At 70.6% G+C, this 12,758-nt stretch carries 10 protein-coding genes; 7 read left to right on the top strand and 3 right to left on the bottom strand.

The annotated features are described in order from the left end of the window. Positions 1–63 precede the first annotated feature (63 nt). Positions 64–747 (top strand): GntR family transcriptional regulator, encoded by a 684-nt coding sequence (locus JOE64_RS10420; protein ID WP_204964188.1) that lies wholly within the window; start codon positions 64–66, stop codon positions 745–747. Beyond that, the gene (locus JOE64_RS10425; protein WP_204964189.1) at positions 744–1,772 is read left to right on the top strand and encodes a 1-aminocyclopropane-1-carboxylate deaminase; all 1,029 of its coding nucleotides are present in this window, start codon (positions 744–746) and stop codon (positions 1,770–1,772) included. The genes JOE64_RS10420 and JOE64_RS10425 overlap by 4 nt, the downstream gene beginning before the upstream one ends. 31 nt (positions 1,773–1,803) lie before the next feature. Here JOE64_RS10425 and JOE64_RS10430 read toward each other — a convergent pair whose 3' ends face one another. Continuing rightward, complete coding sequence (locus JOE64_RS10430) at positions 1,804–2,895, bottom strand: hypothetical protein (protein ID WP_204965119.1); 1,092 nt, start codon at positions 2,893–2,895, stop codon at positions 1,804–1,806. A 201-nt stretch (positions 2,896–3,096) separates the two neighbouring features. Here JOE64_RS10430 and treS point away from each other — a divergent pair, with 201 nt between their 5' ends. Both treS and JOE64_RS10440 read left to right on the top strand, forming a co-directional pair. After that, positions 3,097–4,866 carry a maltose alpha-D-glucosyltransferase gene (gene treS / locus JOE64_RS10435; protein WP_204964190.1) on the top strand — a complete coding sequence of 590 codons (1,770 nt, stop codon included), beginning with the start codon at positions 3,097–3,099 and terminating at the stop codon, positions 4,864–4,866. A 5-nt stretch (positions 4,867–4,871) separates the two neighbouring features. Beyond that, complete coding sequence (locus tag JOE64_RS10440; protein WP_239532159.1) at positions 4,872–6,296, top strand: maltokinase N-terminal cap-like domain-containing protein; 1,425 nt, start codon at positions 4,872–4,874, stop codon at positions 6,294–6,296. 39 nt (positions 6,297–6,335) lie between these two features. Here JOE64_RS10440 and ispG read toward each other — a convergent pair whose 3' ends face one another. After that, a complete protein-coding gene (gene ispG / locus JOE64_RS10445) occupies positions 6,336–7,466 on the bottom strand; it encodes a flavodoxin-dependent (E)-4-hydroxy-3-methylbut-2-enyl-diphosphate synthase (protein WP_204965050.1) in 1,131 nt (376 codons plus the stop codon). 242 nt (positions 7,467–7,708) lie between these two features. On the opposite strand from ispG, the gene JOE64_RS10450 reads away from it, so the two are divergent. After that, positions 7,709–9,652: an anthranilate synthase family protein gene (locus JOE64_RS10450; RefSeq protein WP_204964192.1), complete on the top strand. Its 1,944-nt coding sequence runs from the start codon at positions 7,709–7,711 to the stop codon at positions 9,650–9,652. A 36-nt stretch (positions 9,653–9,688) separates the two neighbouring features. On the opposite strand, the gene JOE64_RS10455 is transcribed toward JOE64_RS10450, so the two are convergent. Continuing rightward, a complete protein-coding gene (locus JOE64_RS10455) occupies positions 9,689–11,071 on the bottom strand; it encodes a M50 family metallopeptidase (RefSeq protein ID WP_204964193.1) in 1,383 nt (460 codons plus the stop codon). A 118-nt stretch (positions 11,072–11,189) separates the two neighbouring features. Here JOE64_RS10455 and JOE64_RS10460 point away from each other — a divergent pair, with 118 nt between their 5' ends. Both JOE64_RS10460 and JOE64_RS10465 read left to right on the top strand, forming a co-directional pair. After that, the gene (locus JOE64_RS10460; protein WP_204964194.1) at positions 11,190–11,828 is read left to right on the top strand and encodes a hypothetical protein; all 639 of its coding nucleotides are present in this window, start codon (positions 11,190–11,192) and stop codon (positions 11,826–11,828) included. Between the two features lie 113 nt (positions 11,829–11,941). Continuing rightward, positions 11,942–12,652 carry a DUF1775 domain-containing protein gene (locus JOE64_RS10465; protein ID WP_204964195.1) on the top strand — a complete coding sequence of 237 codons (711 nt, stop codon included), beginning with the start codon at positions 11,942–11,944 and terminating at the stop codon, positions 12,650–12,652. The last annotated feature ends 106 nt before the right edge of the window (positions 12,653–12,758 follow it).

Consider the following 12,758-nt stretch of genomic DNA (forward strand, 5'->3'; position numbering starts at 1 on the left):
TCCGCCGACGACGGATCCGCCTGGCTCTGGGTAGGCGCGCCCATCTGCGATATATTGCATATCGTGCCCCTTTCCGTCGCTCCCCTTTCTCGCACACTCCTGCGCGACGACATCCTGTCGAGGCTCCGCGACGCGATCGTCGACGGTTCCCTCGCCCCCGGCGAGCAGCTACGCGACGGGGATCTGGCCGAGCGCCTCGGCGTGAGCCGCACGCCGGTGCGCGAGGCGCTTCTCGAACTCGCACGTGCGGGCCTCGTGCGCAGCACGCCGGGCCGTTCCACGGTCGTCGCCCCCCTCGAAGACCGCGCGATCCTCGACGCGCAATCCGTCGTCGCCGCCATGCACGGCGTCGCGGCACGTGAAGCGGTCGCGCGGCTGACGCCGGCAGACCTCGACGAGATGCGGGCGGCGAACGCCGACTTCACCGCCGCGCAACGTCGCGGCGACCTCGACGCCGCCGTCATCGCCGATGCACGATTCCACGCGGTCGCGGTCTCGGCGTGCGGCAACGCGGCCGTCGCGGGCGTGCTCTCCCAGTACGAACCCGTCCTCCGACGCGCCGAGCGCCTGCGCTTCGGCTCGCATGAAGGCGCCGAATCCGCCGAACGCCATGCCCGCCTCATCGCGGCATGCGCGGACGGCGACGCCGAGGCCGCCGCCCACCTCGCCGAACAGACCTGGCGGAGCCTCTCGCTCGCGCCGCGGACCGACACCCACCCCACACCGACCGAGGAGCACCGACCATGAAGCTGCACGAGTTCCCCCGCCACCCGCTCACGTTCGGGCCGAGCCCCGTGCATCACCTGGCACGGCTCAGTCGACACCTCGGCGGAGCGCAGGTCTGGGCCAAGCGCGAGGACGTCTCGAGCGGCCTGGCCTTCGGGGGCAACAAGACGCGCAAGCTCGAGTACATCGTGCCCGACGTGCTCGCCTCGGGGGCCGACACCCTCGTCTCGATCGGCGGCTACCAGTCCAACCACACCCGCCAGGTCGCCGCCGTCGCCGCCCATCTGGGGCTGAAGGCCCGTCTCGTCCAGGAGAAGTGGGTCCCCTGGGACGATCCCACGAACGACCAGGTCGGCAACATCCTCCTCTCGCGCATGATGGGCGCCGACTCACGCCTCGACGACGCCGGTTTCGACATCGGCATCCGCGACTCGTGGAAGCAGGCCCTCGCCGAGGTCGAGGCCGCCGGCGGCGTGCCGTATCCGATCCCCGCCGGAGCCAGCGAGCACCGGCTCGGAGGCCTCGGCTTCGCGAACTGGGCGTTCGAGGTCGCCGACCAGGAGAAGCAGCTCGGCGTCTTCTTCGACACGATCGTCGTGTGCACGGTGACGGGATCCACCCACGCCGGCATGATCGCCGGGTTCGCAGCCCTCGAGGAGCTCACGGGCATCCGGCGTCGGGTGATCGGCATCGACGCCTCCGCGACGCTGCAGAAGACCCGCGACCAGGTCGCACGGATCGCCCGGCACACGGCGGAGCTCATCGAGCTCGGTCGCGACCTGCGTGACGACGAGATCCAGGTGCTGGAGGGCTGGGCGGGCGAGCTGTACGGCATCCCCGTCGACTCGACGATGGATGCGATGGCTCTCGGCGCGCAACTGGAGGCGATGATCACCGATCCGGTCTACGAGGGCAAATCGCTCGCCGGGCTCATCGATCTGGTGCGCACCCACGACATCCCGGCCTCGTCCACCGTGCTGTACGCGCACCTCGGCGGCCAGCCCGCGATCAACGCGTACCACTCCCTCTGGGACCCGTCCGTCTGACGCGTCGAGCCCTCGCCGCCGCGGCGGGCCCTCACCCGTGCGCGAGGGCGGCGAGGGCCCGACCCGCGACGTCGAGTGACGCCTCTCGCCCGCCGACGCGGACGCGGATCAGATTCGTGCCGTCCGTCGCGACCAGCCGGTCACCCACGAAAGAAGAACCCGTCATCACGGTGAGCCGGGCGTCGGTCGCGCCGTCCAGGTGCGTCCGATCGCCGGCATCGGCCGACACGGTCGGCCACATCCAGGCCCCGCCCGGCTGCAGCGTCACCGAAATCAGCCCGTACGTGCCGCCGGTGACGGCGTCGTCGCCCGGCCCGAACTGACAGAACTGCTGGACCCCGGCGTGCTCGAAGAGGTCGTCCTCGGGCTGGCGCGAGCCCTCCCAGTACCCCGACCAGTAGCCCTCGCCGATGACCTGCTCGAGAGCCATCCGTGCGCCCAGAGCCGTGCATTCCGTGATCTTCCACCGCGGGGCCGTCGGCGCGAGGGGAACCGGCTCCGGAAAGGCCGTCGCATTCGCGGCGACGTCGTCGAGCAGCGACGACATGACGTCGACGGGAGCCTGCTCACCCTCCTCCATCGGCGAGGACGCGACCATGACCCACAGTCCCCCGACCGTGCGACCCCAGCGGCAGACGCGCGTGTCGTAGTTCCACTCGCACGCGGGCTCGGCGAGCGCCGCCGTCACGGTCGGGGCGGCTACCTGCCGAGGCAGCGCGAACACGGTCCAGGCACGCCCCGTCCGCGACGAGTCCGTCTTTTCGAACCAGGTGCATCTCAGGCCGCCCGCCGTTGCTTCGGGCCCCGGCGGCGCCGTGGTGGTCTCGGCTCCCGCGACATCGGCCAGCTGCTGCGAAAGCCACACCGACTGCTCGAGTGCCCCCGGCCCGACGCGGGCGTCACGCTGCGACGGCGTGAGCATCGCGTCGCACTGTCCCCCGAACGCGACCGTCCACGCTGCCGCCGTCGGCGAGGGTGTCGCCGACGCGCTCGGCGGCGTCGACGACGTCACCTGTCCCGACGGCGCGGGGTCGGCCGCCGACCCTGTCGCGGCGCAGCCGGTGACGCCGAGGACGACCACGATTCCCAGGGCGGAGAGGGCACGGAGCGCGGGGGCGATCATGCTCTCATCGTGGCACCGTCGCGCCGTCCGCACGTGGTGCGGTCGGCAACGATTCCGTCACGTCCCTCCCGCGCAGCATCGGCAGAGGTCGAGGAGCACCGCACCTCGTCACTCGTAACACCCCCGCCGATATCGATCAAGGGCGTGCGGCGGGCGCGCATCTGTAGCAGATTGGGATCATCCGAGGCGAAGGATGACTGCATGAGCGACCCCACCGAGCCGGCCCCGTACACAGCGTCGATCCCGATCCTCACTCAGGAGCCGTTTCCGGACACGCCGGGAAGCCCCTCACCGGAGTGGTTCAAGACGGCCGTCTTCTACGAGGTGCTGGTGCGCTCGTTCCATGACTCCGATGGCGACGGCACGGGAGACTTCCGCGGACTCATCGGGAAGCTCGACTACCTCGAATGGCTCGGCGTCGACTGTCTCTGGGTGCCCCCGTTCTTCCCGTCGCCGCTGCGCGACGGAGGCTACGACGTGTCGGACTACACCGGCATCCAACCGGGCCTCGGCACCATCCAGGACTTCCAGGACTTCCTCGACGCGGCGCACCGGCGCGGCATCAAGGTGATCATCGACTTCGTCATGAACCACACGAGCGACGAGCATCCGTGGTTCCAGGCGAGCCGCACCGACCCGACGGGGCCCTACGGCGACTTCTACGTGTGGAGCGACACCGATCAGCTCTACGACGACGCGCGGATCATCTTCGTCGACACCGAGCCGAGCAACTGGACGTGGGATCCGGTGCGGCAGCAGTACTTCTGGCACCGGTTCTTCTCGCACCAGCCCGACCTGAATTTCGACAACCCGCGCGTCGGCGAGGCGATGCTGGAGGCCATGCGCTTCTGGCTCGACATGGGGCTCGACGGGTTCCGGCTCGACGCAGTGCCGTACCTGTTCGAACGCGAGGGAACGAACGGCGAGAACCTGCCCGAGACCCACGAGTTCCTGCGGACCGTGCGCCGGTTCGTCGACGACAACTACCCGGGCCGCGTACTGCTGGCCGAGGCCAATCAGTGGCCCGCCGACGTCGTCGACTACTTCGGCGACCCGGAGGTCGGCGGGGACGAATGCCACATGTGCTTCCACTTTCCGGTGATGCCGCGCATCTTCATGGCGGTACGACGGGAATCCCGCTATCCGATCAGCGAGATCCTCGCCGAGACGCCGCCCATCCCCGCCGGATGCCAGTGGGGCATCTTCCTGCGCAACCACGACGAGCTCACGCTCGAGATGGTCACCGACGAAGACCGCGACTACATGTGGCACGAGTACGCGCAGGACCCGCGGATGAAAGCGAACATCGGCATCCGTCGCCGCCTCGCCCCGCTGCTCGACAACGACATCGACCGCATCGAGCTGTTCACGGCTCTCCTGCTGTCACTGCCCGGATCGCCCGTGCTGTACTACGGCGACGAGATCGGCATGGGCGACAACATCTGGCTCGGCGACCGTGACGGCGTCCGCACGCCGATGCAGTGGACGAGCGACCGTAACGCCGGGTTCTCGAGCGCGAACCCCGGGCGGCTGAACCTGCCGCTCGTGCAGGACCCCGTCTACGGGTACCTCGCCGTCAACGTCGAGGCACAGCAGGAGGATCGTTCCTCTCTTCTGCAGTGGACGCGGCAGATGATCCAGGCCCGGAAGCGCCACCCGGCGTTCGGGCTCGGCAGCTTCAACGACCTCGGCGGGTCGAACCCGGCCGTACTCTCGTACTCGCGGGAGCACACGAACGCGGACGGCAGCGTCGACGTGATCCTGTGCGTCAACAACCTGTCGCAGTTCCCGCAGCCGGTCGAACTCGACCTGCGCAGGTTCGAGGGGATGACGCCGGTCGAACTGGTCGGCGGTGTGCCGTTCCCCCGCATCGGCGAGCTGCCGTACCTGCTGACGCTGGGCGGACACGCGTTCTTCTGGTTCCAGCTGCACGCGCCGGCCGACGAGCCGGCGGAGGGAGGACTGCTGTGATCGAGATGGACCATGCCACGCTCGAGGCCTACCTCGTGCGCACCCGCTGGTTCGCGGGCAAGGGGCGCCCCTTCACCGTGACCGACGCACGCACGCTCGGTGTTCTGTCGGGCCGGACCGCGCTGCCCGATGTCGCCGTGTGCCTCGTGACGGTGACGTACACCGACGACGAGGACGGCTCGGAGCGCTATCAGGTACCGCTGGCGCTGTACGACGAGATCGAGGACCGCATCGGCCACGCCTACGTCGGACCGACGGAGTACGAGGGGCGCACGCGGCACCTCTACGACGCGCTGCACGACCGTGATTCGATGCAGTGGTGGCTCGACGGATTCGTCGGGGCCGAGCCCCAGGGCTCGACCGATGTCGGCGGCCTGCGCTTCCGGCGCGTGAGCGGCGGCGATGCGCTCGATCCGGGCCTGCGTTCCTCGCCGATGACCGGCGAGCAGTCGAACTCGTCCGTGCGGTTCGACGACGTCGCGATCATGAAGCTCTTCCGCAAGGTGAGCCCCGGCGTCAATCCGGATATCGAGATCCACGATGAGCTGACCCGCGCCGGTTCCCCGCACGTGGCGACCCTGTACGGCTGGGTCGAGACGGAAGTCGACGGACAGACGGTCCAGCTGGCGATGCTGCAGGAGTTCCTGCGCACAGCCACGGACGGCTTCGAACTCGCCCTCGGCAGCGTTCGTACTCTCCTGGCCGATCCGGAGCAGGGCGTCGACGGCTCGGGAGGAGACTTCGCCGGCGAAGCCGCGCGTCTCGGCGAGGCGCTGGCCGACGTGCATGACGTGCTCCGCCAGACCTTCCCCGCCGAGCGTCGAGGCCGCGACAGCACCGCGGAGCTCGCCCGCGCCATGTCGACGCGGCTGGACGCGGCGCTGCGGGTCGTGCCCGATCTCGCGCACGTCGCACCGCGCCTGCGCGCGCTCTACGCGGCCGTGTCCGACACGGAGGGGCTCGACGTGCAGCGCATCCACGGCGATCTGCATCTCGGGCAGACGCTGCGCACCGCCCACGGCTGGCGGATCGTCGACTTCGAGGGAGAACCCGGGCGACCGTTCGAGGAGCGCTCTCTGCCCGACTCGCCGCTGCGCGACGTGGCCGGAATGCTCCGCTCGTTCGACTACGCGACGGGTGTCGTCGAGATGTCGCGCGCGCCCTCGAGCGCGCAGGAACGCGGCGAGCGCTCGGAACAGGCCCGTCGGTGGTCCGAGCGCGCGCAGCGAAGCTTCGTCGACGCCTACCTGGCGGCTCTGGACGAGATGGACGGCGGCGCTCGGTCCGACCGCGACGCGCTCGCGCGGCGGACGCTCCTCGACGCGTACGTGGCCGACAAGGCGGTCTACGAGGTCGTCTACGAGGCGCGGAACAGACCCGCGTGGGCACCGATCCCGATGGGGGCGCTCACGGACCTCGCCGAACGGTGACCGGACGGTGCGTCGCCCGCGCGGCGGACGGCGACCGACTCAGGCGGTGACGACCTGCGCCGTGCCGAGCGGCGCGTCGGGGCCCATCTCGTCGGCGAGGCGGTTCGCCTCTTCGATGAGGGTCGCGACGATCTCCGACTCGGGCACGGTCTTGATGACCTCGCCCTTCACGAAGATCTGCCCCTTGCCGTTGCCGGATGCCACGCCGAGGTCGGCGTCGCGGGCCTCACCGGGCCCGTTGACGACGCACCCCATGACCGCGACGCGCAGCGGCACCGTCATGTCCTTGAGGCCCTCGGTCACGTTGTCGGCGAGCGTGTAGACATCCACCTGCGCGCGACCGCACGACGGGCACGAGACGATCTCGAGCTTGCGCTCGCGCAGGTTCAGCGACTGCAGGATCTGGTGGCCGACCTTGACCTCTTCGGCCGGGGGGGCCGACAGCGAGACGCGGATCGTGTCGCCGATGCCTTCGGCGAGCAGGATGCCGAACGCGGTCGCGCTCTTGATCGTGCCCTGGAAGGCGGGTCCGGCTTCGGTGACGCCGAGGTGCAGCGGCCAGTCGCCCCGCTCGGCGAGCAGGCGGTACGCCTTGACCATGACGATCGGGTCGTTGTGCTTGACCGAGATCTTGAAGTCGTGGAAGTCGTGCTCTTCGAAGAGGGATGCCTCCCACACGGCGCTCTCCGCGAGCGCCTCGGGGGTCGCCTTGCCGTACTTCTCGAGGAGCCGACGGTCGAGCGATCCGGCGTTCACGCCGATGCGGAGCGACACCCCGGCATCCTTCGCAGCTTTCGCGATCGCGCCGACCTGATCGTCGAACTTGCGGATGTTCCCCGGGTTCACCCGGACGGCGGCGCACCCGGCGTCGATCGCCTGGAAGACGTACTTCGGCTGGAAGTGGATGTCGGCGATGACGGGGATCTGGCTCTTCTTGGCGATGATGTGCAGCACATCGGCGTCGTCCTGGCTGGGCACGGCCACGCGGACGATCTCGCAGCCGGATGCCGTGAGCTCGGCGATCTGCTGGAGGGTCGCGTTGATGTTGGTGGTCGGCGTCGTGCACATCGACTGGACGCTGATCGGAGCGTCGCCGCCGACCAGGACCTTGCCGACCTTGATCTGGCGGCTCTTGCGACGCGGGGCGAGGACTTCCGGCACGCGGGGCATCCCGAGGTTCACTGCTGGCACCCCCACAGCCTACGCCGCGGAGCCCGTGCGGGGGCTCCGTGCGTGGCACGGGGCCGGAAGCCCCACGCCGTTCTGCTATCGTGACCGCATGTTCGCGAACGCCTCCTGGTGGCCCACCCGCTGAGGCGGTGTGTTCGCGACCTTCGACACTGACCGCCCTCGAGGCGGTCTTTTCGTTCCCGGACGAACGCAGCCCGCCCGACCTGAAGAAAGGCCCGGCGATGACCCCGAGCCCCTCCCCGCTGGAGTCCGCGCTGCGCGCCGGACGTCCCTTCGCCCTGATCGCCCGCGATGCGGAATCGGTCGAGCTGCTCACCGGCGACGTCGTGGACGTCGACCTGCTGGCCGACATCCCGCTCCATGACGCCGCAGGGACACCGCGCGAGGTTCTCGCGCTCGTTCCCTATCGCCAGGTCGTCGAGCGCGGCTTCGAGTGCCACGACGACGCCGCTCCCCTGCGCTGCCTCCTCGTCGACACGCACCAGAGACTGCCGCGGCAGGCCGTGCTGGCGGAGCTGCCGACCGAGCCGGTGGCCCTCGCCGACGCCGGGTTCGATGTGTCCGACACCGACTACGCCGACATCGTCCGCACCGTCATCGCCGACGAGATCGGCCGCGGCGAGGGTGCGAACTTCGTCATCCGACGCGACTTCACCGCCGCCGTCGACGTCGACCCGCTGACGGCGGGGCTGACATGGTTCCGTGCCCTGCTCGAGCACGAACGTGGCGCGTACTGGACGTTCCTCGTCTCGACGCCCGGCCACCTCACCGTCGGAGCCAGCCCCGAAGCGCACGTGAGCGCGTCGGGCGGGATCGTCACGATGAACCCGATCTCGGGCACGTTCCGCCACCCGGCCGGGGGCGCGACGGCCGCGACCCTCACCGAGTTCCTCTCCTCCACGAAGGAGACCGAGGAGCTGTTCATGGTCGTGGACGAAGAGCTCAAGATGATGTCGGCCGTCTGCAGCGACGGCGGCCGGATCACCGGCCCGCACCTCAAGGAGATGTCGCGACTCACCCACACCGAGTACATGCTGCGCGGTCGCAGCGCCATGGACCCGCGCGAGATCCTGCGCGAGACGATGTTCGCCCCGACGGTGACAGGGTCTCCGATGCAGAACGCCTGCACCGTGATCAAGCGTCACGAACGGGCTCCGCGCGGGTACTACTCCGGGGTCGCTGCCCTGTTCACGCCCACCGCCGACGAGGCGGCCGACGGCACGGGACACGACCTCGACGCCCCCATCCTCATCCGCACCGCCTATCTCGTCGACGGCCGTCTGCGCGTGCCGGTCGGCGCGACCCTCGTACGCCACTCGGACCCCGACGGAGAGGTCGGCGAAACGCACGGCAAGGCCGCGGGCGTCCTGGGTGCGATCGGCGCGATCCCGCGCGACGAGGTCGCCGAGCGCGCGGCGCTCGATGAGGATGCTCCCGTCGGCGAGCGTCGCGCCCTCGCCGACGATCCCGACATCGCCGCCCTCCTGGCGGCGCGCAACGACCGACTGGCACCGTTCTGGCTGAACCCGCAGGACACGCCGGATGCCATACCGGTGCGCCGCGCCACGGGCGCCGGTCGCACCGCGGTCGTCGTCGACGCCGAAGACCGGTTCACCACGATGCTCGCGCACCAGCTGCGTCACCTGGGCTTCGATGTGACCATCACGCCGTGGAACGACGCGGACCCGTCCGCGCTCGAGCGCGCTGACGTCGTGGTGGCCGGTCCCGGCCCGGGCGATCCGCGCGATGAGGCGAGCCCGCGCATCGCACGGATGCGCGCCGTCGTCGCCGCACGACTCGCCTCCGGTCGCCCGCTGCTCGCGGTGTGCCTCAGCCACCAGATCCTCGCCGACACGCTCGGCATCGCCCTCGCTCCGCTCGGATCGCCCCACCAGGGCCTGCAGAAGACCGTCGAGGTGTTCGGTCGCCCGGCATCCATCGGGTTCTACAACACCTTCACGGCGCGCGTCGCCCCGGGAACCTTACGCCTGGGCGCCACCGAGATCTCGGCCGATCCGGCCTCGGGCGACGTCTACGCGCTGCGCGGCCCCGGCTACGCCTCCGTGCAGGGGCACCTGGAGTCGATCCTGTCGCGTGATGGACTGGAGACGCTCGACCGGCTGCTGACGCACGCGTTGGCGCCCGTCCTTCAGGAGAAGCCCTGACGGCTCGGACACCGGGCGCGGAGCGAGCGCCCGGTGTCAGCCCAGCAGCTGCACCGGGTTGACGATATCGGCGAGCATCAGCACGCCGCCCATGAGGATCAGGGCGATCACGACCACGAACGTGACCGGGACGAGCCGTGTCGCGTCGACCGGGCGCGGCGGCGGTCGCCGGAAGAGCTTCGCCACCGTCCGTTTCGCCCCGTCCCACAGAGCGACGACGACGTGTCCGCCGTCGAGCGGCAGCAGCGGGATCAGGTTGAAGACGAAGAGTGCGATGTTGAGCGCGCCGAGCACGCTCAGGATGCCGGCGATACGGTTGAGCACCGGTGCGTCTCCGGCCGCGACCTCGCCGGCGAGCCGGCCGGCGCCGACGACGGACATGGGGCTGTTCGGGTCGCGCGCCTGCCCCGTGACGATGTCGACGGCCGTCTGATAGACCCGCACGGGCAGCTGCCACATGATGCCGACGACCTGACCGGTCTGCGCGAGCGCGGCCTGCGGCCCGGCCCACAGGGGCTGGTGCACGTACTCGACGGTCGCGGTCATGCCGACGAAGCCGACCTCCGCGGTCTGCGGACGGCCATCCGGCCCCGCCACCTGGCGCTCGGCGAGCATGGGGGTCACTTGCAGCGTCTGCTGACGTCCGTCGCGGTCGACGACCACGGTCAGGGCGCGGCCGGGAGAAGCCTGGATGATCTCCGACGCCTGCGCGAACGTGTCCACCGGCGTTCCGGCGACCGAGACGATGACATCGCCCGGCTGCAGTCCCGCGGCGGCCGCAGGCGACGCGGGATCGTGCGGAGTGCAGTCGGTCTGCGCGCTGCCGGCGGGCAGGGCGCACGCGCTGACCGCCGCGATCGTCGTGGTCGCCGTCTGCACGCCGATCCCGGTGACGGCGATGCCGAAGAACACCATCGCGAGCAGCAGGTTCATGACCGGGCCGCCCAGCATGACGACGACGCGCTTGAGCACGGGCAGCTGGTAGAAGAACGGACGGTCGCCTTCGCCGACGAGCGTCTCCTCGTTGGCGGTGCGGGCATCTTGCACCATCGCCGCGAAGAACCGGCCGGTGCTGCGTCCCTCGCCGGCGGAGAGGGCCGCGTCCCCTTCGGCGCCGACGCGCACGTCGACGCCGCGGACCTCATCCGCACCGGGTGCACGATGGGAGCCCGACTCGGGCGAGGGCGGATACATGCCCGCCATCGAGATGTAGCCGCCGAGGGGCAGTGCCTTGACGCCGTACTCCGTCTCGCCGAAGCGCCGCGACCAGAGCGTCGGGCCGAAGCCGATCATGTAGCGGCCGACTCGCACGCCGAACGCCTTCGCGGGCACCAGATGTCCGATTTCGTGCAGGGCGATCGAGATCGCGAGCCCGACGACGAGCAACGCGACCCCGAGGACGAAGGCGATGACGGTCACAGCAGGCGACGCTACCGCGGGCCGCTTTGAGTTTGCCGTGCCGCACCCGCCGCGGGGGCGGCGAGCGAGCACGTGGTGGCGGCGGGCACGGCACGACGGCTCGATTAGGCTTCTGACCGTGGAGACCGGCCCCGAACACGCGCGCGTGCGCCGCGTTCGTGCTGTGCGCGGCACCGCGGCCTCGGCGATCGCCGTCCTCTTCGCGGCGACGGCCCACACCCTCGCGGGCGGGCACGCTCCGCCCGTGTGGCTGGTCCTGGGCGTCGCCGTGCTCGCCGCCCCGTTGTGCGTGATGCTGGTCGGACGACGCCGAAGCCTCATCGGCCTCGCGGCGGCGGTCGGCTCGGCCCAGGCGGTGCTGCACGTGCTGTTCAGCCTCGTCGGCGACGGCTCCGGCGCCGCAGCGCCGCTCGCGCACCACGTCCACGGCCTTCCGGCGATCCCGCTCGCGTCGGCATCGGGCGGCGCATCCGCCGCGACAGGCGCCGTGTCGCTGTTCGACGCAGTGATGATGATCCTCGGGCACGCGTCCGCGGCGCTCATCACCTTCGCTGCGCTCGCCTGGGGCGAACGCCTCGCCGTGGCGATCGCCCGCGGCATCCGACGCCTGTTCGGCAGGATGCCGACACCGCATCTTCGGGCGCCGGTCGCCACCACGACGGTCATGGTGCCGCGCCGTGCGCACGTCGCCGCCTTCCTCCTCTGTGTGACGCGCCGCGGGCCTCCCGGATGCCCCGCATCCGTCCCCGCCGTCTGATCCGGATCATCCGGGCCTGCGGCTGTTCGTCGCCGCCTCGCATCCGAGTGCGACGAGCCGTTCCGCGCGGCGTTCACCGCGCGCCATCGACATCACAGACAGAGAGACCTTCCATGTCCACCATCACGCCCCCGCGCCGCCCGGCGCGTCTTCCGCTCGTCGTCACCGGGATCGCGGCCGGCGCCGCTCTGGTGCTCGCCGCCCCGCTCGCCGCCTCGGCGCACGTCCACGTCACGCCCGAAGAGTCCGCCGCCGGCGCGACCACCCGGCTCGGGTTCTCGTTCAGCCACGGCTGCAACGACTCGCCGACCACCGCGGTCGTCTTCACGATCCCCGAGGGTGTCGACGGGGTCACACCGGTCGTCGACGGCGCCTGGACGATCTCGCGCCAGCTCGGCGACGACGGCGTTCCCACGCAGGTCACCTACACCGCGATCACGCCGATCGAGTCCGGGACGTCGGCGACCCTCTCGCTCGACGTCATCTTCGCCGCGTCGGCCCAGAACACCTCGGTGGCCTTCCCCGTGCTGCAGAAGTGCGTCACCGGTCAGACCGATTGGTCGCAGGTCGCCGCAGCAGGTCAGACCGAGGACGACCTCGCCTCACCGGCGCCCGTCGTCGCCGTCGGTGCCGCCTCCTCCGAGACCGGGCACGGCCACGGCTCCTCGGCCGCTGCCGACGACCATGACGCGGCCGCGGCGGGCGACGCGCATGCGGACCCTGCCGGCGACGCGGATCCGGTCGCACGCTGGCTGAGCGGTGGCGCTCTGGTGGCCGCCGTCGCCGCGCTCGTCGTCGCCCTTCTGCGACGCCGCCGCAGCTGACATCTCGCTCGCGGACCTTTGTGGTCTTACCACAAAGGTCCGCGAGCTCTACCCTGCTGCCGTTGTCGCTTTCCGACGGATTCTCTTAGTGGTCTGACCACAGGAC

This window comes from Microbacterium dextranolyticum (assembly GCF_016907295.1).
Lineage (GTDB): Bacteria > Actinomycetota > Actinomycetes > Actinomycetales > Microbacteriaceae > Microbacterium > Microbacterium dextranolyticum.